Consider the following 21,534-nt stretch of genomic DNA (forward strand, 5'->3'; position numbering starts at 1 on the left):
CGCTCGAATGAATGCCTCAGGTGTCTGCCGCCGTCGTACGTTTCCAAGCCGCCCACGGCGTGACGTAACCGACTGCGCCGTGCCGGATACGAAGTCTAAACTGGACCAATGACTACAGCAGCTACCCCTTCCGTCGGCCTGGTCGGATGGCGCGGCATGGTCGGTTCCGTCCTGATGCAGCGCATGCAGGACGAGGGCGACTTCGCCAACATCAACCCGGTGTTCTTCTCCACCTCCAACGCGGGAGGTGCCGCGCCGTCCTTCGCTGACGGCGCCGGCAAGCTCGAGAACGCGTTCGACCTCGACACCCTGGCCAAGCTGCCCATTATCGTCACCGCCCAGGGCGGCGACTACACCAAGCAGGTCCACGGCGAGCTGCGCAGCCGCGGCTGGGACGGCCTCTGGATCGACGCCGCCTCCACCCTGCGCATGAACGACGACTCGATCATCGTGCTGGACCCCATCAACCGCGACGTCATCGACAAGGGCCTGGTCAACGGCACCAAGGACTTCATCGGCGGCAACTGCACCGTGTCCTGCATGCTCATGGGCCTCGGCGGCCTGTTCAAGAACGGCCTGGTGGAGTGGGGAACCTCCATGACCTACCAGGCAGCCTCAGGCGGCGGCGCGCGGCACATGCGTGAGCTGCTCAGCCAGTTCGGCACGCTCAACGCCGAGGTCAGCACGGAACTGGACGACCCCGCATCGGCCATCCTGGACATTGACCGCAAGGTCCTTGCCCACCAGCGCTCTGACATCGACGCCACCCAGTTCGGCGTCCCCCTGGCCGGCTCCCTGATCCCCTGGATCGACGCCGACCTGGGCAACGGGCAGTCAAAGGAAGAGTGGAAGGCCGGTGTTGAGACCAACAAGATCCTGGGCACCTCCGAGGAAAACCGGGTGATCATGGACGGCCTCTGCGTCCGGATCGGCGCCATGCGCTCCCACTCCCAGGCCCTGACCCTGAAGCTCCGCGAGGACCTGTCCGTCGCCGAGATCGAAAAGCTCCTGGACGAGGACAACCAGTGGGCCAAGGTGGTTCCCAACACCAAGGAAGCCTCGATGGCCGAGCTGACCCCCGTGGCTGCCTCCGGCACCCTGGACATTCCCGTGGGGCGCATCCGCAAGATGGAGATGGGGCCGCAGTACATCAGCGCGTTCACCGTTGGCGACCAGCTCCTCTGGGGCGCCGCCGAGCCGCTGCGCCGCATGCTCAACATCGCCACCGGTAACCTGTAACGCCTACAGATTGCTGTCAGAGCGGCCCTTGCCCGCATGACCGTTGCGGCCCAGCGACGGTCATGCGGGCAAGGGCCGCTTTTGCGTTCCGGGGTGCCGCGCCAGAAACGTGAACAGCCTTTGGCGCAGCTCCCCCGGCCGGTCCAGGTGCTTCCAGTTGATTCGGAAGAACGCCCATCCCAACTCCTGCAATGCGTTCTCCCGGCGGCGCTCCGCAATCAGGACCTCTTCGGCGGGACGGTAATCGTTGTACTTGGCGGCGCCGTCGAACTCGATGATCACCCGGGCCTCGGGATCGGCAAAATCAGCCCGGAAAAGACCCTCACGTGTGGGGATCTCTACCTGCAGGGTGAAGTTGTGCAGGCCGAACGCATGGAGCAGCAACCGCGTCCACGTCTCCCCCGCCGATTCCGACCGCCCGTCCAGCACGTCCAAAAGACCCAAGGCCCTCCTGCTGCCACGTTTGGTCTGGCTTTCGCCGAGCAGCCGGCGCCTGGGCTTTCCGCCGGCACCCTTTCGAAGCGCGTGGTCGCTGATCACCGCGGCTTCCTCCAGGGGGCGGATTCGAGCGCAGTCCAGGACCATCCGGTCGAGGCTGATGGTGAGAAGTTCCGTTGCTGCCCGAGGCCGGTCATGCGTGCAAGAGCCGGTTATGCGGGCAGGGGCCGGTCAGGTGGCCAGGAATGTTGTGTAGCGCTGCGCGGCTTTGGCGAGGGCGCCCTGGGCGGCAGGACCCAGCGGCTGGGCTCCGTCGAAGAATTCGGGTACGACGACGGCACCCGGCCCCGTGCCCTGCAGTCCCCAGGTGCCAATCACCTTCCCCGCGGCGACCACTGTCTTCTTGAAGACCCCGTTCCCGCCCGGCACGATCAGGTCGGAATGCCCGGGGTCCAAGACGTGCGTCCGGTCCGTGTAGCCGAGGACAAATTCGTCGAAACCGGGCAGCAGGTGCACGGACCGCGCGCCCGGAAGGCCGGTGTCCAGGAGGGCGGCCACGTCGGGTGAGAGCCAGTAGCTGGTGCCCTCAACCTCCAGTTCCGCCAGCTTTTGGCGGACGATCTCAAAGGCGGCACGTACCTCGGTCAGCGGCAACTGCGTCCACCAGGCGAAGTCGCGAAGCGTGGCCGGGCCGTGGCTGCGGAAGTAGCGCAGCAGGAACTCAGCGAGGGCCTCCTCCCGCTCCAGGCTGCGGGACGCCGGAATCCACTGATCGAAGGCCGCGACCAGCTGCTGGTTTCCGGCAAGCGGCCCCAGAACCAGCCACCCGTGGCGGCACAGCGAACCGAGGAGGTGGATTCCCCGCTGGCCGTGCGTCGGCTGGCCTCCGGCGTCGAACACCTTGAACAGCTCAGAACGGCTGATGGGGCTGCCACCCAGGATGCGGTCCAGCGCCAGGTCGCGTGCCTTCTCGATGTCGGACCACGCAATGTCCAGCTGCCGGTGCCGCGCCGCGATGCTCCTGGTGAGCCGTTCGGCCGTGAGCTCCAGCATCCAGCGCAGGTCCTCGGGAGCCACCAGATGAAGCGTTCCGCGCATGGGCCAGGACCGGACCACTTCGCCGTTGTTGATGGCAGCCCTGACGTCGGCGCTGCCCACCGCGGGCACCCTGGCACCTACGGCCCACAGGGCTGCCGGCAGGTCCTGCGCCTGCATGGCGGTCATCCACCGGACCGCCTCCGCAGCGGAGGTGGCAGCATCCCCGGCAAGGCGCTGGGATGCAAGCCTCAGCCGCCCCATCATCCTGCGGTCGCGGAGCGCACCCTGTGCAGCCATGCGCCCATCCTAGGCCCGCCTGCGGCAGGCGGACAGCGGGGAACGCTTAGAGCTCCAGGCCGATCAGCAGCGGCTCCGGGTGCAGCGAGATGCCGAAGCGGTGTTCGACGCCGGCGCGCACCTCCCGCGCGACGGCCACCATGTCGGCGGCGCTGGCGGAGCCGCGGTTGGTGATGGCCAGGGTGTGCTTAGTGGAGAGCGAGGCACGTCCGCCGGCCACGCCTTCCGGCTCCAGGCCAAAGCCCTTGCCGAACCCTGCCTGGTCGATCAGCCACGCTGCCGAGAGTTTCACCAGCCCGTCCTGGCCGGCCGGGTAGCGTGGCGCCGCTTCCGGCAGCCTGTCTGCCACGTCGGCGGAAACGATGGGGTTGGTGAAGAACGAGCCGGTGGAGTAGGTGTCCCTGTCCGCGGCGTCCCACACCATGCCCTTGGAGCCGCGCAGCCGGAGCACCTCACGGCGGACATCGTTGGCGTACGCGCGTTTGCCCACCTCCACACCGAGGGCGCGCGCCAATTCGGCGTACCGGATGGGGGCGCTCATCCGCCCCAGCGGCAGCTGGAATTCAACGGTGAGCACCACGTACCGGGGCGAGCCGTTGACAGTGGTCTGCTTAAGGATGGAGTCCCGGTAGCCGAACTTCAGTTCCGAGTTCGTGAAGGTCTGCACGGCATTCCGCTGCCGGTCCCAAGTGCGGACAGCGGCAATGGTCTGCGAAACTTCCGCACCGTAGGCGCCCACGTTCTGGACGGGAGTGGCGCCGGTTGAGCCGGGAATGCCGGAGAGGGCCTCGATGCCGGACCAGGCATGGCGGACGGCGTGCTCCACCAGCTTGTCCCAGTTATGGCCTGCCTGCACCACCACGGCAACGCCCCCACAGGAGTCCTCGGCGTTGACCGTGAACCCCTCCGAGGCGATTTTGATGACGGTCCCGGGGAACCCTTCGTCAGACACCAGGAGGTTGGACCCGCCGCTGATGATCAGCACCTGCTCACCGGCCGCATCCGCGGAACGGACGGCGTCGATGATCTCCGCCTCAGTCCGCGCCTCGATGAACGTACCGGCGGGGCCGCCGACGGCGGACGTGGTCAGGGACGAAAGCAGGGTGGGAGTCACCGATCCACAGTACTTGAAGATACTCGATTGCGCGCTTCCGGAAGAGTAGAACTGAGTACTTATGCAGCCTTCCGGGCCACCGGCGACAGCACGAAGCTCACAGCGAGCATTACCATCACGGCCAGGAGTGAATGCAGGATGCCCACGTGTTCGGCCAGCAGGCCAAGCAGCGGCGGCCCGCACAGGAACGCCCCGTACCCGATGGTGGATACCACCGATACCCGGGCGGCGGCTTTGGCGGGATCGTCGGCCGCAGCGGACATGCCCACTGGAAAGCCCAGGGAGGCGCCCAGGCCCCAGGCCGCCAGCCCAACGTAGGCGAGCCACGGCGCCGGGGCGAAGACGAAGATGCCAAGGCCCACCACGGCCATCGCGGCGCACCACCGCATCACCGGGACCCTGCCGAACTTATCGAGCAGCACCGTCCCGGCAAAGCGCCCGATGGTCATGAACGTGACAAAGAGGCCATAACCGGCAGCACCGGCGGCATCGCTCTGCCCGTGGCCGTCCGCCAGCCCCAGGGCCACCCAGTCCCCCGCGGCGCCTTCAGCCAGTGCAAGGCCCAGCACCAGGACCCCGAGCAGCAGGGTCCGCCGCTCCCGCCAGGCCTGGGCGATCCTGCGCTTGTTGTCCAGCGGTGCCTCCGCCGTGCCCGCGGCAGGAATCACGGGGATGGGTCCTGTAGTGGGGTCCTCGAAATTGTCCGGGGAGTAGCTGCGCTCGCCCGGCACCGGCGTAGTATCGGCACGGAACCAGGACGCAGCCGTCGCCACCGAAACAGCCACCACCGCCCCTGCCGCTGCCAAGTGCCAGAACACGGGCAGGGACACGGCCGCAGCCAGCGCACCCAGCCCCGCCCCGGCTACCGTTCCCAGGCTGAACGCCCCATGGAGCCGGGGCATGATGTGCCTCCCCACGGCCCGTTCCACCGCCGCGCCCTCCACATTGGAGGCAGTGTTCCAGCTCCCGGTACCCAGGCCGATGATGGCCAGGCCGACGGCTGTGGCCACCGGGTTTGCCAGCACAGTTGTGCCAAAACCGGTGGTCAGCAGCCCGGCACCCACCACAATGCTGCCGGTGCGGATGGTCCGCTTGGAGCCCAGCCGCAGCACGATCAGCCCCGACATGGACACGGAAGCGAACGAGCCCAGCGTCATGCACAGCAGGATGATGCCCACGTTGCCAGGGCTGAGGTCCAGCGCGTCCCGGATGGCCGGCAACCGGGAGACCCAGGAGGCAAAGGCCAGGCCGCTGGCCCCGTAGGCAATGACGACGGCGTTGCGCCAGGCGGTGACTTGCGCGGCGGTGGCGGTGGTTCCTGCAGGAGTGGTCAAAAGGTGCAGCTTAGGACAGCTTGACGAGGGCCTGGGCCTTCATCAGGACTTTCTGCCCGGCGGAGACCACTGTGAGGTCGATACGCGCCGTGTTGGCTTCAGCGTCGAGCTTCCCGATGATGCCGCTGACCTCGATGCTGGCTCCGGGCTGGTCGGTCCCGGTGGTGTCCGTGACCAGGACGGGCTTGGTGAAGCGGGTCTGGAAATCGACGACGGCGGCGGGGTCGCCTGCCCAGTCAGTCACCAGCTGGACGGCTGAGCCCATGGTGAACATGCCGTGGGCGATCACGCCCGGCAGTTCCACGCTGGTGGCGAAGGCTTCGTTCCAGTGGATGGGGTTGAAGTCACCGGAAGCGCCGGCGTACTTCACCAGGTCTGTACGGGTCACCTCGATGGTACGGCTGCCGATCTCCTGGCCGGGGCTGAGTTCGTGGATGCTGAGGCTCATGGCTACTGTCCCTCTCCGCGGACCAGGATGGATGACGTGGTGGTGGTGACGGGTTCCCGGGAGTCGCCGGAACCCAGGGCGAAGATCTCCGAGCGGGTGGTGATCATGGCACCGCCGCCCATGGCCCGGACGCCGTCCACGTGGAGTTCCGCCACCAGGCGGTCGCCGGCAATGATGGGCCGGTGGTGGGTGAAGCGCTGGTCTGCGTGGACCACGCGGGAGAAGTCGATACCCGCTTCCGGATCCTGGATGAGCTGGGCGTCGGCGCGCTGGGCGATGATGATGGCGAAGGTGGGGGGCGCCACCAGGTCGCTGTGGCCCAGCGCCTTGGCTGCGTCGATGTCGAAATGTGCAGGGTGGGTGGCCTTCACGGCGCGGGCGAACTCGCGGATTTTCTCGCGGCCAACGTCGTACACCTCTGCGGCAGGGTAGCTTCGGCCCTGCAGATCCGGATTGATAGTCATGGATTCCAGCCTATCGTCCGCGTCTTGGCCGTTAGAAAAGGCCCGCCGCGGTTTTTGGCGCCCGCTACCGGCGGAGGTTCCGGCGGATGGCCTGGCCGCGGACCACGAGGCCGACGACATGCAGGACCAGGCCCAGCCCGATCAGCGGCAGGGACGCCATGGCAAGTCCCTGGTTGCCACCAGTGTTGCCGATGAGGTTGAGAATGATACCGACGGCGATCAGGCCCATCGCGCTGAAAACCAGGACTTTGTAGCGGGTCGGCGCAGTGGCCCAAAATTCGTTCAGCACCGTCCAAGTCTACCGGCCGTGTCCGGAGGCCCGGGCTGAGTCAGAACAGGGCTTCCTGCACTGCGGGCACCTCCGAAACAAAGTCACCCAGGACAATCGTGCGGGCGGCCAGTTGGGTCAGGTTAACCACAAAATCCGCGTCCGAGCCGTCCAACCGGGCCAAGGCGTTCGCGCCGCTCAAGGCAGCAATGCCGAACCCGTGCTGCCCCGCCTCCAGGGCGTGCGGGTATGCATGGCGGAGCTTGTTTCCAAAGATGGCATCCCCATACAGGGCATCAGCATGCGCGGGCCTGCTCCACTGCTCATCGACAGGTTCGAAACCGTCGACGGCGGTGCGCGCCAGGAGTGCTCGAACGTCACCGACGGCACGGGCATTGACGGCGTCCAACGCCGTGGCTGGGAGCGGCTGCAGCAGTGCTTCGGCTTTGGCCGCGGACCGCACCTGCTGCGTCAGCCCGACGTCGGCCGTCACCAGGTCCTCAAGGATCCGCACCACCCGGCCGTCCTGCGCCCGGGCCACATAGCGCGCAACCGCGGCCCCCTGCTCCGCGAGCCGGTTCCACTTCCGCGGGCCGGACGCCGTCCCCACCTTGGTGGCGCCGCCGCCAAAGGTTGCCACGTAGAGCCAGTGTTCCTGCATCAGGTAGTCCCGCAGGCCGGGAGTGACGCGGCCGCCGCGGTGGAAGTCGTGCATCAGCCGCGACTCGTCCAGTATGAAGCACCGCTCGCACTGCTTTCCCCGGATGGCCGGAGCAGCGGAGGCACAGAGAACGTGGCTGCGCGAGCCGGCCTGTCGCATCTGCACATGGCCCAGGCAGAACCTGCCGGGCTCCGCCACCTGGAAGCCGAGCCGGTGTCCCCGGCGCAGGGCGATCTCCCGGAACTCCCCCTCCGGTGACTGGAGGCGCAGAACCGGGCCGCCGCCGTCGTCCGCTGTCTTATCGGGTTCCGCGGGCTGGACAGCCGGCGGGCCCTCCCAAAAGACCCCGTGGACCAGATAGCGTGTATCGGTCAACGGGGTCTCCTGATGTATGTGGGGGTGTTACAGCGCGGGCTGCACCCCAAAGGCTACCGCGAGCTTCATGATCTTCTCGGCGCGGCCCAGGCGGGGCAGGTCGGAGCCATCACGGATGACGCGGCCGTTGGCCTCGAAGTCGTTCATGAAGTCGGTGGCCCAGGCGACGTCGGACGGCGTGGGGCTGATGACCTCGTTGATGACCGGGGTCTGGTCGATCGCCAGGCAGAGCTTGCCGGTCATGCCCATCATCACGGTGATGCCGGTCTGCTCGCGCAGGATGGGGTGGTTGGTGCCGACGGTAGGGCCGTCGATGGGGCCCGGCAGGTTGCCGACGCGGCTGGCGACCACGAGCTTGGCGCGGGGGTAGGCCATGGCTTCCGGGGTGGCGGCCATGCCGGTGTCCCGGCGGAAGTCGCCGGAGCCGAAGGCAAGTCGGAACGCGCCCTGGGCCTTGGCGATGTGGTTGGCTTCCTCGATGCCGAGGGCGGATTCCACGAGCGGGATGACGGGCGTCTTGCCGTCCATGCGGTGGTAGCTCTCGGTCACCTGGTCCGCGGATTCGGTCTTGGCGAGCATGACGCCCAGCAGCCCTGGGGTGCCGCGCAGTCCGGCGAGGTCATCAGCCCAGAACGGGCTGGTGGCGTCGTTGATCCGGACCCAGGCCTTGCCGCCGGCGGTAAGCCAGTCGATGACGTTGTTCCGGGCCTGGTCCTTCTGCGAGGGGTCCACGGCGTCTTCAATATCCAGGATGATCGAGTCCGCGCGGGAAACGGCCGACTGGTCGAAGAGTTCCGGCTTCATGGCATTGACCAGCAGCCAGGAGCGGGCGATCTCGGCGGGGATATTGCGTTCCGGCCTAACGGTTTCGGCGGCGATGGTAGACGTCATGCTTTCTACAGTATCCGGCCCGGAAGCGGCACGGCGAAGAAAACGGCCCGCTTGTGAGGTTCAATACGAACTAAACGGGATATGACTGGGCGGGAGGGGAAAGCAACTGGCAGTAGTTGTCGTTTTGGAGCTCCAAAACGACAACTACTGCCAGTCAGTTGGGAGGGTCAGGGGATGTTGCTCCCGCGGGCCGTGACCCAGAGTTTGTACCAGTCAGCCCGGGTCAGGGCCTGGGCCACCCTCGCTGCGTCGCTGCAGGCCCGGATCCGGTCGGGGTTGACCGTGCCGATCACCGGCGCGATTCCGGCGGGATGCTTCATCAGCCACCCCAGGAGAATAGCCTCGCCGGTGGCGCCGTACTCCCCCGCCAGCTGGGCCACCAGTTCCGCGGTGGCCGCCTCGGCTGAGCCGGGGTTCTCCGGCTCAGCTCCCGTGTAGGCGCCGCGGGCCAGCGCACCATAGGCCTGCAGGCTGATGTTGTTGCGGGTGCAGTATTCCACGGTGCCGTGCGGGAAGCTGTAGTCCAGGTGTTCCGGGTGGTTGACCAGCACCTGGCTTTCCAGCCAGGCCCGCTTGAGCAGGCTCATTTCCAGCTGGTTGGCCACCACGGGCGTCTCCAGCCGGTCCTGCAGCACCTCGATCTGCACCGCGGACATGTTGGACACGCCCAATTGCCGGACCTTGCCTTCAGCCATGAGCTGCCCGACGGCGGACGCCACCTCCGCCGGGTCCGCCAGGGGGTCCGGGCGGTGCAGCAGGAGGATATCCACGTAGTCGGTCCGGAGCCGTTTAAGGCTGCCGTTGACCCGCTCCAGGATGGCGTCCCGGCTCAGGTCGTAGTGGGTCTGCAGGCCGCGTTCGTTCAGCCGGATGCCGCACTTGGTCTGCAGCCGGATGCGCTCCCGCAGGCCCGGCGTGCCGGCCAGAACCTCACCAAACACCGCCTCGGACTTTCCGCTGCGGTAGATATCAGCGTGGTCGAACAGGGTGATGCCTGCGTCCAGGGCGGCCTGGACGGCAGCGGCGGCCTGGTCCACATGGCGAGCTTCATGCGGTTCCCCAGACCAGCTGCCGCCCAGGCCCATGCAGCCGTAAATGACTTCCTGCATCAGTCCCGCAGCCAGGCGGTGGTGTTGGCCGGCAGCTTGCCGTCCTCCAGCGGAGCGCTGCTGACCAGGACGGTCCCGGCGGGAAGGTCCACGGCGGTGGTGCCGAAGTTGGTCACCGACTGCCAGCCGTTGGGGCGCTTGAAGTGCAGGACGTCCGGGCCGCCGTTTTCAACCCATTCGAGGTCCTCGTCCGTCAGCAGCTCCCGGCGGAGCTTCAGGGCCTTGCGGTAGAGCTCCAGGGTGGAGCCTTCCGTTCCGTCCTGGGCCTCCACGGCGTACTTGCTGAACCAATCCGGCTGGGGCAGGTGGGAGCCGCCGTCGCCGAAGCCGAAGGAGGTGCCTTCCACCTTCCAGGGCAGCGGCACGCGGCAGCCGTCGCGGCCGATCTCCACGCCCTTGTTGCGGAAGAAGGACGGGTCCTGCCGCTCCGATTCGGGAATATCGGCAACTTCCTGCAGGCCCAGTTCCTCTCCCTGGTACAGGTAGGCGGATCCGGGCACGGCGAGCATCAGGAGGGTGGCGGCGCGGGCGCGGCGTTCGCCGAGCTCAACGTCCAGCTGGTCTTTGGGGCCTCCGGCGAGGAGCCAGTCCTTGCCGTCCTGGCCCTTGGCGCCGGCCTTTTCCTTGGCCACCTGGGGCAGGCCATAGCGGGTGGCGTGGCGCACCACGTCGTGGTTGGAGAACACCCACGTGGAGGAGGCGCCGGTGGCAGCGGCCTCGGCAAGGTTGCGGGTGATGATTTCCCTGTATTCGGTGGCATCGAAGTCGGCCTGCAGCAGGTCGAAGTTGAAGGCCTGGCCCAGTCCCTGCGGGCTGGCGTAGCGGGCGCGGCGGGTGGCGTGCACCCAGGCTTCGGCAACGGCGGTGCGGGGCGGGTTGTATTCGTTGAACACCTCGCGCCATTCGGCGTAGATCTCGTGCACTTCGTCGCGGTCCCAGAAGGGGTGCGTGCCGTCGTCGAATCCGTCCACACCGGTGTTGGCGGCGCTCAGTTCCAGCTTGGACAGCAGCGGCTCGGTGAGGTCCTTGGTGAGGGCATGTGCCACGTCAACGCGGAAGCCGTCCACGCCCCGGTCCGACCAGAAACGCAGGGTCTTGAGGAAGTCGTCACGAATCTCGCGGTTGGACCAGTTCAGGTCCGGCTGTTCCTTCGCGAAGATGTGCATGTACCACTGGCCCGGGGTGCCGTCCGGTTCGGTGATGCGCTCCCAGGCCGGTCCGCCGAACACGGAGTCCCAGTCCGACGGCGGGAACTCGCCGTTGGGGCCCTTGCCGTCACGGAAGATGTAGCGGTCCCGGGCCGGGGAGCCCTTGGGCGAGGCCAGTGCTTCCTGGAACCACTGATGCCGGTTGGACGAATGGTTGGGGACGATGTCCGCGATGAGCTTGATGCCGGCGTCGTGCAGTGCCTTCGCCATCTCGTCGAAGTCGGCCAGCGTGCCCAGCTTGGGGTCGACGTCACGGTAGTCGTCAACGTCATAGCCGCCGTCGGCGAGCGCTGACGGGTAGAACGGGCTCAGCCAGACGGCGTCGATTCCCAGCGACTTCAGGTACGGGACCTTGGCGGTGATGCCCTTGAGGTCGCCGATGCCGTCTCCGTTGGAGTCGGCGAAGCTGCGGGGGTAGATCTGGTAGACGGAGGCCTGGCGCCACCAGTTGGGGTCGGCCAGACGGTCAGAGTCGGACAGGGTTGCCAGGGTGGCAGTGGTGGACAAGGACTAACCCTCTTCTTCAGTGCGGTTATATTTATATTGAGCCTAAATTTACTTCCTCAAGTATTATCTGGTGATTTGCACAGGAAGGTCAACAGCATGCCCGAACCAGTTCCGGCGACCCCCCAGTTGCTGCGGCGCGTCAGCGCCGGCGCGGTCCTGGAATTCATGCGGACGACGGCGGCAGTGACGGTCACGGATGTCATGGCCGCCACAGGACTCACCCGTGCCACCACCATTGCCGTCTGCGAGGACCTGGTGCGGCGCGGCTGGATCCTGGAGCTGGAGAACCAGCGCGAGTTCGGGGGGTACCAGAAGGGCCGTCCCGCCCGCCGGTTCGAACTCGACGGGCGGGCGGGCGTGGTCCTGGGCATGGACATCGGCTACTCCAAGGTCACCGTGGTGGTTTCCGATCTCCGGGGCATGACCCTTGGCCGCTCCAGCCGCCCCTTCCAAGCTGGTGACGTCGGCTCGAAGGAACGCATCGCCTTCATTGACGGCGTGGCCATGGCGGCGCTGCAGTCCGCGGGAACCGGGCCTGAACAGGTGCTGGCCGTGTGCGCCGGGGTGGCAGCACCGGTGGACCGGCACGGGGACGTGGTGGCCACGCAAAAGTTCTGGGGACTGTTCGACCTCGGGCTGCGGCCGGCCCTCAAGGAGACCCGCGGGTGGACGGTGCTGCTGGAAAACGACGCCAACCTTGCCGCCCTTGGCGACCGCTGGCAGGGGGCGGCTGCCGGCGTCGACGACGTGGTGGTGATCCTGGCCAGCGAACGGCTGGGATCCGGCATCCTGGAAGGCGGCCGGCTGGTGCACGGAAGCCGCGGCAGTGCCGGCGAACTTGCCTACCTGAACCTGGTGGAAGGCGTGGGTGACACCTACGGCATCGCCCACCTGGCCAGGACCTGGGCAGCCGAGGCACTGGCCACGGACACGCCCACCGCCCTCCGCGACCTCCGGCCGGCGCGTGTGGAGGCCGAGCAGGTCTTCGCCGCAGCATCCCAAGGGGACTCCGTGGCCCTGGGCATCCTGGACCGGCTGGCGGACAGGATGGCACGGGTGGTGGGCACTGTGGCCACCATGCTTAACCCCGAACTGGTGGTGATTGGCGGGGGCGTGGCGGATTCGGCGGACGTCCTCCTGGCGCCCATCAGCGAGCGCCTGCACGAGTTCACCGCCACCCCTGCACGGGTGGCGGTGTCCCCGCTGGGTGATTCCATCGTGACGGTAGGCGCGGTGCGCTGCGCCCTGGACTACGTGGAAAGGAACTCGCTGGACCTGGAGCTTCGGACGCCTTAGGAGCCTACGGGCGCGGTTCCAGGGCCGCGGCCACCGGCAGGGTGCCGTCGCGGAACTCGATGGTGCGGCCGGCGGTCTGCGGCAGGTCCAGCACTGCCGCCGCCACGATCGCCACGTTTGCCCGGGAAGTTTCCCGTTCCCCTTCCGGCGAGGGGTCGACGTCGATCAGTCCCGTTCCGGGGTTGTCCGTCAGTGCGCCGGGGCCAAGAATGGTCCAGGCCAGCTTGGTGCCGCGGAGGTACTCGTCAGCAGCCGCTTTCGCTTCGGCATACGCAAAGAAGCTGCTGTCCTCCGGCACCCCGTGGTCCCTGCCGGCGCCGAAGTAGGACACCATGACATACCGGTCCACCCCGGCCTGGGCGGCGGCGTCCATGGAGCGGATGGCCGCATCCCGATCCACCGCGTAGGTCCGCTCCGGGCTGCCGCCGCCGGCACCCGCGGACCAGACCACGGCGTCGTGCCCGGCGAGCGCGTCGGCGATGGCCGCCGTCGTGGAATTCTCCACGTCCAGGACCGACGGCGTGGCGCCGGTGGCTGTGACGTCGTCGGCATGGTCCGGGTTTCGGATGAACGAGGTCACGGAGTGGCCCTCGCCGGTGAGCAGTTCGGACAGGAGGAGGGCCACTTTCCCGTGGCCGCCAATGATGGCGATGCGTGTCATGCACCCATTCTGCCCGCAAGGCACCGGCATACAGAAGCGACGTGGTGCTGAACAGGGGCTTTGTGCCCTGTCCACGGTTTCCGGAAGCCACCTAGCTTGGGGGCATGGCTGCCGGACCCCATGCGGGGTTAGATGGACCCGCATCAGAAGCGATGTTGAAGCTGGGCCGTTTCTTCACGAGGTGGGAGCAGACGGATGACGGCAGGGCGGTGTTCCGCGAGGGCGGCCGCAAGGGCGACATCTTCTACCGCGACCGCTGGAGCCACGACAAGGTGGTGCGCTCCACGCATGGGGTGAACTGCACGGGTTCGTGCTCCTGGAAGGTGTACGTCAAGGACGGCATCATCACATGGGAGTCGCAGCAGACAGACTACCCCTCCGTAGGGGCCGACAGCCCGGAGTATGAGCCACGGGGCTGCCCGCGCGGGGCAGCCTTTTCCTGGTACACCTACTCCCCCACCCGGGTCCGTTTCCCCTACGCCCGGGGCGTCCTGGTGGAAATGTACCGGGAAGCCAAGTCCCGGCTGGGCGACCCCGTGCTGGCGTTCGCCGAAGTAGCCGCCGACCCGGAGCGGCGGCGCCGCTACCAGCAGGCCCGCGGCAAGGGTGGCCTGGTACGCGTGTCCTGGCAGGAGGCCATCGAGATCGCCGCCGCCGCCCACGTGAACACCATCAAGGCCTATGGGCCGGACCGGTGCGCCGGCTTTTCGCCCATCCCGGCCATGTCCATGGTCTCCCACGCCGTGGGCACCCGCTTCATCCAGCTCATCGGCGGGGTGATGACCTCCTTCTACGACTGGTACGCCGATCTTCCCGTCGCGAGCCCCCAGGTGTTCGGGGACCAGACCGACGTTCCCGAGTCCGGGGACTGGTGGGACGCCCGCTACCTGATGATGTGGGGCTCCAACGTTCCGGTGACGCGCACGCCGGATGCGCACTGGATGACCGAGGTCCGGTACCGCGGCACCAAGGTGGTCACGGTCAGTCCGGACTATGCGGACAACACCAAGTTCGCCGACGAATGGCTTCCCGCCCAGGCGGGGACGGACGCAGCACTGGCGATGGCCATGGGCCACGTGATGCTGAAGGAATTCTTCGTCGACCGGCAGGTGCCGTTCTTCGCCGACTACGTGAAGCAGTACACCGACCTTCCCTTCCTGGTCAGGCTGGAGAAGAACGACGACGGCGCCCTCACGCCGTCGAAATTCCTCACCGCCCTGGACGTCCCCAGTGAGTCGCTGGCCGAGGATGCAGCGTTCCGCACTGTCCTGTACGACAAGGCGGCGGCCCGGGCCGCCGTTCCCAACGGGTCCATGGGGTTCCGCTATTCGCCTAGCGGGGAGGGCAAGTGGAACCTGGACCTCGAAGGGATCGAGCCCGCCCTTTCCCTCAAGGAAGTGTCCACGCAGAGCGCCGAAATCCTGCTCCCCTGTTTCGAGGATGCAGGCGGCGGGGGCAGCATCCTGCGCCGGGGTGTCCCGGTCCTGGAGGTCGACGGCCATCTGGTCACCACGGTGTTCGACCTCATGCTGGCCCAGTACGGCGTGGGCCGTCAGGGCCTTCCCGGCACGTGGGCCGAGGGATACGACGACGCCGCCACCCCTTACACGCCTGCGTGGCAGGAGGAGATCACCAGCGTTCCGGCGCAGGCCTGCATCAGGGTAGCGCGTGAGTTCGCCCGCAATGCCGAGCAGTCGCAGGGCCGGTCCATGATCATTATGGGCGCGGGCATCTGCCAGTGGTTCCACGGCGACACGACCTATCGCGCCGTGCTGGCACTGGTGATGCTTACCGGCTGCATGGGGCGCAACGGCGGCGGCTGGGCGCACTATGTGGGCCAGGAAAAGACCCGCCCCGTCACTGGCTGGGTATCCCTGGCCAACGCGCTGGACTGGTCCCGGCCGCCGCGGACCATGATCGGCACCGGCTACTGGTACATGCACACCGACCAGTGGCGGCAGGACGGCTACTCGGCCGATGCCCTGAAGTCCCCGCTGTCCACGGGAAAGCTGGACGGCATGCATACGGCGGATGCCATCGCCCAGTCCGCCCGGCTTGGCTGGATGCCCTTCTACCCCCAGTTCGACCGTAGCCCGCTGGACGTGGCGGATGAGGCGGAGGCCGCCGTCGCCGCGGGCACCGCAGCTGATGCGCCGTCCTACATTGCCGATTCCCTCAAGAACCGCTCCCTCAACCCGGCCATCGAGGATGTGGACGCGCCGCGGAACTGGCCGCGCACCCTGGTGCTGTGGCGGTCCAATCTCTTCGGCTCATCCGCCAAGGGCAACGAGTACTTCCTCCGGAACCTGCTGGGAACCCACAACAACGTCCTGGGCCCGGACAGCGCGGAGGAGCTCAAGCCCCGGGAGGTGGCCTGGCATGGGACGGCACCGGAGGGAAAGCTGGATCTGTTGGTCTCCGCCGACTTCCGGATGACCTCCACCACGCTGCTGTCCGACGTCGTGTTCCCCGCCGCCACCTGGTACGAAAAGCATGACCTTTCCTCCACGGACATGCACCCGTTCGTGCATGCGTTCAGCCCTGCGATCGACCCGCCCTGGGAAACCAAGACCGACTTTGACACCTTCCACCTGCTGGCCAGGGAATTCTCCCGGCTCGCCAAGGCCCACCTGGGCGTCCGGAAAGACCTGGTCAGCGTGCCGCTGATGCACGACACTCCCGGCCAGCTGGCTCAACCCGGGGGGATCGTGCGGGACTGGCGTGACACGGACATTCCCGCCGTACCGGGCCAGAACATGCCCGCCTTTTCGGTGGTGGAGCGGGACTACACGGCCATCGCGGACAAGCTCGCCGCCGTCGGGCCCCTGGCCGACAAGCTCGGTTTCACCGTCAAGAACGTCACGTACAAACTCGCCGGCCCGTTGGAGCGGCTCAGCCGTTCCAACGGCGTGATGCTCGGCGGCGCAGCGGACGGGCGGCCGGCGATCGACACCGACGCGAAAATGGCCGAGGCCATCCTGGCCTTCTCCGGCACCACCAACGGTGCGCTGTCCGTGCAGGGCTTCAAAGACCTCGAAGTCCGCACCGGAAGGAAGCTGGCGGACCTGTCCGAGGGCTCCGAGGAAAAGTTCATCACCTTCGCCCAGACCCAGGCCGGACCGGTCCCCGTGATCACGTCGCCGGAATGGTCAGGCTCCGAAACGGGCGGCCGGCGCTACGCCCCGTTCACCATCAACATCGAACGGCTCAAGCCCTTCCATACCCTGACGGGGCGGATGCATTTCTTCCTGGACCACGACTGGATCACGGACATCGGCGAGGGGCTGCCCATCTACCGGCCGCCGCTGGACATGCACCGGCTCTTCGGCGAACCCAAACTGGGCCGGAATGGGGAGCTGGAAGTGGTGGTCCGGTACCTGACGCCGCATTCCAAGTGGTCCATCCACTCCGAATACCAGGACAACCTGCTCATGCTCTCGCTCTCCCGCGGCGGCCCCACTGTCTGGATGAGCCCCGCCGACGCCGAGGCGATCCAGGTCAAGGACAACGACTGGGTGGAGTGCCTGAACATCAACGGGGTCCTGGTGGCCCGGGCGATCGTCAGCCACCGGATGCCGGCCGGCGTGGTCTACGTCCACCACGCACAGGAACGCACCATCGACGTACCGAAGTCCGAAGCCACGGGACGGCGCGGCGGCATCCACAACTCGGTGACCCGGCTGCTGGTCAAGCCTTCGCACCTGATCGGCGGCTACGCCCAGCTGGCCTACGCGTTCAACTACCTCGGCCCCACCGGGAACCAGCGCGACATGGTTGCCACCGTCCGCCGTCGTTCCCAGGAGGTGCAGTACTGATGCGTGTCATGGCTCAAATGGGCATGGTCATGAACCTGGACAAATGCATCGGCTGCCACACCTGTTCCGTGACCTGCAAGCAGGCCTGGACCAACCGTGCGGGCACCGAGTACGTCTGGTTCAACAACGTGGAAACCCGGCCCGGGCAGGGGTATCCGCGCCGCTATGAGGACCAGGAGAGGTGGCACGGCGGCTGGGTGCTGAACAAGCGCGGCAAGCTGGTGCTGAAAGCCGGGGGCCGGGTGAAGAAGCTCCTGGGGATCTTCGCCAGCCCCGTCCAGCCCGAGCTCAAGGACTACTACGAGCCGTGGACCTACGACTACAAGACCCTCGTGGACGCGCCGCTGGGTGACGACTTCCCGGTGGCCCGGCCCAAGTCCCTGATCACCGGCAAAGACACGAAAATCACGTGGTCCGCGAACTGGGACGACGACCTGGGCGGCTCCGCCGAAAACGGCCACCTGGACCCGATCGTGGAGAAGGTGCGGCGCGAGTCCGAGGACAAGATCAAGTTCGCCTACGAGCAGACGTTCATGTTCTACCTGCCGCGGATCTGCGAGCACTGCCTGAACCCGTCCTGCATGGCGTCCTGCCCCTCCGGCGCGATCTACAAGCGGGTGGAGGACGGGATTGTGCTGGTGGACCAGGACAAGTGCCGTGGCTGGCGGCAGTGCGTCACCGGCTGCCCGTACAAGAAGATCTACTTCAACCACAAGACGGGCAAGGCCGAGAAGTGCACCTTCTGCTATCCAAGGGTGGAGGTGGGGCTGCCGACGGTCTGTTCGGAGACCTGCGTGGGCCGGCTGCGGTACCTGGGGTTGTTCCTGTACGACGCCGACGCCGTCACCGCGGCGGCCGCGGTCACCGACCCCAAGGAACTCTACGATGCCCAGATGGACGTGCTGCTGGACCCGAACGACCCCGCCGTCCAGGCCGAGGCCCGCGCCCAGGGGATCCCCGAGGACTGGATTGACGCCGCGCGGCGCTCGCCGGTCTACGCCCTGGCCAAGGTCTACAAAGTGGCACTCCCGCTGCACCCCGAGTACCGCACCATGCCGATGGTCTGGTACGTGCCGCCGCTCTCACCCGTTGTGGACCTGCTGCGGGACCAGGGGCACGACGGCGAGGACCACGGCAATCTCTTTGGCGCCATTGATGCGCTGCGCATCCCGGTGGAGTATCTCGCGGAACTGTTCACCGCAGGCGATGCGGACCGGGTCACGGCCGTACTGAAGAAGCTGGCCGCCATGCGTTCCTACATGCGCGGCATCAGCCTCGGCAACGACCCGGACGACTCGATCCCCGAGGCCGTGGGCATGGACGGCCAGACCATGTACGAGATGTACCGGCTGATGGCCATTGCCAAATACGACGAACGGTACGTCATTCCCAAGGCGCACGTGGAGCAGGCCCACGACCTGGAGGAGATGGGCTGCTCGCTGGATTTCGACGGCGGCCCTGGCATGCAGGATTCGGCGCCCTTCGGGGAGGCGAGCGGCAGGCCCGTCCCGGTGGCCGTGGACACCTTCCACGCCCTGCGCGACCGGCAGACAAGTGACGAGGTCTCCGCGGGGACGGGCCTGAAGGGCAGGGTGAACCTGCTGAACTGGGACGGCCGCGGGGCGCCGCCCGGCCTGTTCCCGGACAAGGGGCACGAAGCGGATACCCTCGACGCTGCGGAGGACCAGCCGTGAACCGCCACGACCAGGTGGTGTACCTGGCAGCGGCCTGGTGCCTGTCCTATCCCGATGAGGACCTGGTGCAGCGGGTTCCCCTGGTCCGGGCAGCGCTGTCCGAGTTTCCCGGGGCTTTGCCGGCATTTGCGCCGGTACTGGACCTTCTCGAGGCCACCCCGCCCATGGAACTGCAGGCCCAATATGTCCGCGAGTTCGATCTCGGCCGGCGGCACGCGCTGCATTTGAGCTACTGGACCGATGGCGACACCCGGCGCCGCGGTGAGGTGCTGGGCTTCTTCAAGGAGGCCTACCGGCACAGCGGCGCCCTGGTGGACCTGGACGGGGAACTTCCCGACTACCTGCCCATGGTGCTGGAATTCGCTGCCCGGGTGGATTCCGCGGCCGGACGCACCCTGCTGAAGCGTTACCGGGCCAGCTTGGAGATGCTTCGGCTGGGGCTGCTTCGGGACAACCTGCCGCATGCCACGATGCTGGCGGCCATCTGCGCCACCTTGCCCGGGAAGTCACCCCAGGACGAGAAGGAAGTGATGCGCATGGCCGGATACGGTCCACCCTCCGAAAGCGTGGGACTGGATCCCTACGACCCGCGGCTTTTGCCGGTCAGGAGGGCCTGACCATGCCCGCACTCAAGGCGTCCACCGTGGCGGAGCCGGGACCCGCCGTCGTACTCAACGCCTGGGATACCGTCCTGTGGGGCGTCCTGCCCTATGTCATGGTGGTGGTGCTGGTGGGCGGGCTGGTGTGGCGCTACCGGTACGACCAGTTCGGCTGGACCACCCGGTCCTCCCAGCTTTACGAATCCCGGCTCCTGAGGATCGCCTCCCCGCTTTTCCACTTCGGGCTGCTTGCGGTCATCGCCGGGCACTTCTTCGGCCTGGTGATCCCGATGGCCTGGACGGCGGCGGCGGGCATGAGCCAGGAGTTCTACCACTTCAACGCCCTGCTGGTGGGCGGCATCGCCGGGGTGGGAACGCTGGGCGGGATCGCGCTGCTGATCTACCGGCGGCGCACCACCGGCCCGGTCTTCATGGCGACCACCAGGAACGACAAGACCATGTACGTGGTGCTGACCGCGGCCATCGTCTTTGGCCTGTGGACCACCCTGGCCAGTGTGTTCGAGGGAGAACACGGGCACAACTACCGGGAAACGGTGGCGCCGTGGTTCCGGTCGCTGTTCATCTTCCAGCCGGACATCGCGGCGATGGCCGCTGCGCCGTTAACCTTCCACCTGCACACCTTGGTGGGCATGGCGCTGTTCGTCATCTGGCCGTTCACGCGCCTGGTGCACGCATTCACGGCACCCCTGCACTACCTTTTCCGCCCGTACATCGTCTACCGCTCGCGGGACAGGGAAACGAAGGGCCGGGGCTGGTCCGCCGTTGGCACGCCGGACAGGGATACCCGCAACCGCTGACCGGCGGTGCGTCTTGGACAATCTCCTGAGGAGCTAGCAGTGGCCGGAACAACCCCAACGCCAGTTAGCGGAAGGGCGCTGAACCTTGCGCTCGCGACGGCGGCGTCCGTGGCAGGTTTCTGGGCGTGGAACTCCGTGGCCACCCTGGGTGCCTTCTACACCCAGAACCTGGCCCTGGCACCGGCCGCCACGGGGATCCTGGTGGCCATGCCGGTGTTCGTCGGTTCGCTGGGACGGATCGTGGTGGGCACCCTGACGGACAAATACGGTGGCAGGGCCATGTTCAGCTTTGTGCTGCTGGCCGCCATCCCTCCCATCCTCCTGGTGTCCATTGGCGGCCTTCTCAGTTCCTTCGCGCTGGTGCTGGGCGCCGGCCTGCTGCTGGGCGTGGCCGGGACGGTGTTCGCGGTCGGAATTCCGTTCGTCAGTTCCTGGTATGAGCCCGCCCGCCGCGGCTTCGCCACCGGCATCTTTGGTGCGGGCATGGGCGGGACGGCGCTGGCGGCCTTCCTGAATCCGCGGCTGGTGGCGGGAATCGGCTACTTTCCCACGCACCTGCTGATCGCCGGTGTCCTGGCCGTCATGGCCGCGCTGGTCTGGTTCCTCATGAAGGAATCCCCCGAATGGGCTCCGAACCACGCACCGGTGCTGCCCAAGCTGCTGGATGCTGCCAGGATTTCAGTCACCTGGAAGATGTGCTTCCTGTACGCCGTGGTCTTTGGCGGCTTTGTATCCTTCGCCACCTACCTGCCCACCTACCTGCGCGATGTCTACAGCTTCGACCCCGCCGGTGCGGGTGCCCGGACCGCCGGATTTGCCCTCGCCGCCGTCCTGGCCCGTCCGGTCGGTGGCGTCCTCGCGGACAAGCTGGGCCCCAAGCCCGTGGTCCTGGTGGCCCTTGGAGCCGTGGCCGTCCTGGGCTGGGTGGTGAACATGCGGCCCGACGGCGAGGTCCCGGCAGGTGCCACGTTCGTTGCCATGGCTGCGGCGCTGGGGCTGGGGACGGGCGGCGTGTTCGCCTGGGTGGGCGTCCTCTCACCGGCAGGGAAGGTAGGCAGCATCAGTGGCATCGTGAGCGCGGCGGGTGGCCTGGGCGGCTACTTTCCCCCACTCGTCATGGGGGCAACGTACGACGCCGCTACGCGCAGCTACTCGATAGGGCTGCTCCTGCTGGTGGTCACAGCCCTGGTGGCTTTGGTGTTCACCCTCTTCGCAGTCCAGCCCAGGGCCAGCGCCGCGGCGGTTCAGCGGGCCCGGTGA

At 67.2% G+C, this 21,534-nt stretch carries 19 protein-coding genes; 7 read left to right on the forward strand and 12 right to left on the reverse strand.

From position 1 onward, the window contains the following. Positions 1-108 precede the first annotated feature (108 nt). The gene (gene asd / locus LFT49_RS15320) at positions 109-1,239 is read left to right on the forward strand and encodes an aspartate-semialdehyde dehydrogenase (RefSeq protein ID WP_236799146.1); all 1,131 of its coding nucleotides are present in this window, start codon (positions 109-111) and stop codon (positions 1,237-1,239) included. A 60-nt stretch (positions 1,240-1,299) separates the two neighbouring features. Here the strand turns inward: asd and LFT49_RS15325 are convergent, their stop codons facing one another. The 11 genes from LFT49_RS15325 to LFT49_RS15375 form a co-directional block, all read right to left on the reverse strand. After that, on the reverse strand, positions 1,300-1,824 hold the full coding sequence (locus LFT49_RS15325) for a hypothetical protein (protein WP_237428664.1): 525 nt from the start codon (positions 1,822-1,824) through the stop codon (positions 1,300-1,302). Positions 1,825-1,908: 84 nt separating this feature from the next. Continuing rightward, on the reverse strand, positions 1,909-3,012 hold the full coding sequence (locus tag LFT49_RS15330; RefSeq protein ID WP_237428665.1) for a winged helix DNA-binding domain-containing protein: 1,104 nt from the start codon (positions 3,010-3,012) through the stop codon (positions 1,909-1,911). Between the two features lie 46 nt (positions 3,013-3,058). After that, entirely contained in the window at positions 3,059-4,126 is a 1,068-nt protein-coding gene (locus LFT49_RS15335) for a UDP-N-acetylmuramate dehydrogenase (protein WP_237428666.1), read from the reverse strand. Between the two features lie 59 nt (positions 4,127-4,185). Continuing rightward, complete coding sequence (locus LFT49_RS15340) at positions 4,186-5,460, reverse strand: MFS transporter (protein ID WP_236820195.1); 1,275 nt, start codon at positions 5,458-5,460, stop codon at positions 4,186-4,188. A gap of 10 nt (positions 5,461-5,470) precedes the next feature. Next, complete coding sequence (locus LFT49_RS15345) at positions 5,471-5,908, reverse strand: MaoC family dehydratase (protein WP_236820196.1); 438 nt, start codon at positions 5,906-5,908, stop codon at positions 5,471-5,473. Between the two features lie 2 nt (positions 5,909-5,910). Further along, positions 5,911-6,372 (reverse strand): FAS1-like dehydratase domain-containing protein, encoded by a 462-nt coding sequence (locus LFT49_RS15350; protein WP_236799152.1) that lies wholly within the window; start codon positions 6,370-6,372, stop codon positions 5,911-5,913. A gap of 64 nt (positions 6,373-6,436) precedes the next feature. Next, on the reverse strand, positions 6,437-6,661 hold the full coding sequence (locus LFT49_RS15355; RefSeq protein ID WP_236799153.1) for a DUF3188 domain-containing protein: 225 nt from the start codon (positions 6,659-6,661) through the stop codon (positions 6,437-6,439). Positions 6,662-6,701: 40 nt separating this feature from the next. Next, positions 6,702-7,676 carry a DUF2797 domain-containing protein gene (locus tag LFT49_RS15360; RefSeq protein ID WP_237428667.1) on the reverse strand — a complete coding sequence of 325 codons (975 nt, stop codon included), beginning with the start codon at positions 7,674-7,676 and terminating at the stop codon, positions 6,702-6,704. Positions 7,677-7,703: 27 nt separating this feature from the next. Continuing rightward, positions 7,704-8,567: an HpcH/HpaI aldolase/citrate lyase family protein gene (locus tag LFT49_RS15365; RefSeq protein ID WP_141942759.1), complete on the reverse strand. Its 864-nt coding sequence runs from the start codon at positions 8,565-8,567 to the stop codon at positions 7,704-7,706. A gap of 167 nt (positions 8,568-8,734) precedes the next feature. Continuing rightward, positions 8,735-9,676: an aldo/keto reductase gene (locus LFT49_RS15370; protein WP_237428668.1), complete on the reverse strand. Its 942-nt coding sequence runs from the start codon at positions 9,674-9,676 to the stop codon at positions 8,735-8,737. Then, positions 9,676-11,391: a glycoside hydrolase family 13 protein gene (locus LFT49_RS15375; RefSeq protein ID WP_237428669.1), complete on the reverse strand. Its 1,716-nt coding sequence runs from the start codon at positions 11,389-11,391 to the stop codon at positions 9,676-9,678. Before LFT49_RS15375 ends, LFT49_RS15370 begins: the two co-directional genes overlap by 1 nt. Before the next feature lie 96 nt (positions 11,392-11,487). On the opposite strand from LFT49_RS15375, the gene LFT49_RS15380 reads away from it, so the two are divergent. Beyond that, positions 11,488-12,687, forward strand: a complete 1,200-nt coding sequence (locus tag LFT49_RS15380; RefSeq protein ID WP_237428670.1) for an ROK family protein — start codon at positions 11,488-11,490, stop codon at positions 12,685-12,687. Positions 12,688-12,691: 4 nt separating this feature from the next. Here the strand turns inward: LFT49_RS15380 and LFT49_RS15385 are convergent, their stop codons facing one another. Next, positions 12,692-13,348, reverse strand: a complete 657-nt coding sequence (locus tag LFT49_RS15385; protein WP_237428671.1) for an NAD(P)H-binding protein — start codon at positions 13,346-13,348, stop codon at positions 12,692-12,694. A gap of 104 nt (positions 13,349-13,452) precedes the next feature. On the opposite strand from LFT49_RS15385, the gene LFT49_RS15390 reads away from it, so the two are divergent. From LFT49_RS15390 to LFT49_RS15410, 5 genes are read left to right on the forward strand one after another with little or no spacing between them, the layout of a single operon-like run. Then, the gene (locus LFT49_RS15390; protein WP_237428672.1) at positions 13,453-17,163 is read left to right on the forward strand and encodes a nitrate reductase subunit alpha; all 3,711 of its coding nucleotides are present in this window, start codon (positions 13,453-13,455) and stop codon (positions 17,161-17,163) included. Further along, positions 17,163-18,857: a nitrate reductase subunit beta gene (gene narH / locus LFT49_RS15395; RefSeq protein WP_236820203.1), complete on the forward strand. Its 1,695-nt coding sequence runs from the start codon at positions 17,163-17,165 to the stop codon at positions 18,855-18,857. Before LFT49_RS15390 ends, narH begins: the two co-directional genes overlap by 1 nt. Next, positions 18,854-19,474, forward strand: a complete 621-nt coding sequence (gene narJ, locus LFT49_RS15400; RefSeq protein ID WP_236799161.1) for a nitrate reductase molybdenum cofactor assembly chaperone — start codon at positions 18,854-18,856, stop codon at positions 19,472-19,474. The genes narH and narJ overlap by 4 nt, the downstream gene beginning before the upstream one ends. Before the next feature lie 2 nt (positions 19,475-19,476). Continuing rightward, a complete protein-coding gene (narI, locus tag LFT49_RS15405) occupies positions 19,477-20,274 on the forward strand; it encodes a respiratory nitrate reductase subunit gamma (protein WP_236799162.1) in 798 nt (265 codons plus the stop codon). A 39-nt stretch (positions 20,275-20,313) separates the two neighbouring features. After that, a complete protein-coding gene (locus tag LFT49_RS15410) occupies positions 20,314-21,534 on the forward strand; it encodes an MFS transporter (RefSeq protein WP_236799163.1) in 1,221 nt (406 codons plus the stop codon).

The sequence above is a fragment of the Arthrobacter sp. FW306-06-A genome (assembly GCF_021870055.1).
In the GTDB taxonomy this organism is placed as follows: domain Bacteria; phylum Actinomycetota; class Actinomycetes; order Actinomycetales; family Micrococcaceae; genus Arthrobacter.

Bases quoted from the DNA above. Each gene is read 5' to 3' on its own strand.
- asd (WP_236799146.1), top strand. From the start codon at position 109: ATGACTACAGCAGCTACCCCTTCCGTCGGCCTGGTCGGATGGCGCGGC.
- LFT49_RS15325 (WP_237428664.1), bottom strand. From the start codon at position 1,824: ATGGTCCTGGACTGCGCTCGAATCCGCCCCCTGGAGGAAGCCGCGGTG.
- LFT49_RS15330 (WP_237428665.1), bottom strand. From the start codon at position 3,012: ATGGCTGCACAGGGTGCGCTCCGCGACCGCAGGATGATGGGGCGGCTG.
- LFT49_RS15345 (WP_236820196.1), bottom strand. From the start codon at position 5,908: ATGAGCCTCAGCATCCACGAACTCAGCCCCGGCCAGGAGATCGGCAGC.
- LFT49_RS15350 (WP_236799152.1), bottom strand. From the start codon at position 6,372: ATGACTATCAATCCGGATCTGCAGGGCCGAAGCTACCCTGCCGCAGAG.
- LFT49_RS15365 (WP_141942759.1), bottom strand. From the start codon at position 8,567: ATGACGTCTACCATCGCCGCCGAAACCGTTAGGCCGGAACGCAATATC.
- LFT49_RS15370 (WP_237428668.1), bottom strand. From the start codon at position 9,676: ATGCAGGAAGTCATTTACGGCTGCATGGGCCTGGGCGGCAGCTGGTCT.
- LFT49_RS15380 (WP_237428670.1), top strand. From the start codon at position 11,488: ATGCCCGAACCAGTTCCGGCGACCCCCCAGTTGCTGCGGCGCGTCAGC.
- LFT49_RS15385 (WP_237428671.1), bottom strand. From the start codon at position 13,348: ATGACACGCATCGCCATCATTGGCGGCCACGGGAAAGTGGCCCTCCTC.
- LFT49_RS15390 (WP_237428672.1), top strand. From the start codon at position 13,453: ATGGCTGCCGGACCCCATGCGGGGTTAGATGGACCCGCATCAGAAGCG.
- narH (WP_236820203.1), top strand. From the start codon at position 17,163: ATGCGTGTCATGGCTCAAATGGGCATGGTCATGAACCTGGACAAATGC.
- narI (WP_236799162.1), top strand. From the start codon at position 19,477: ATGCCCGCACTCAAGGCGTCCACCGTGGCGGAGCCGGGACCCGCCGTC.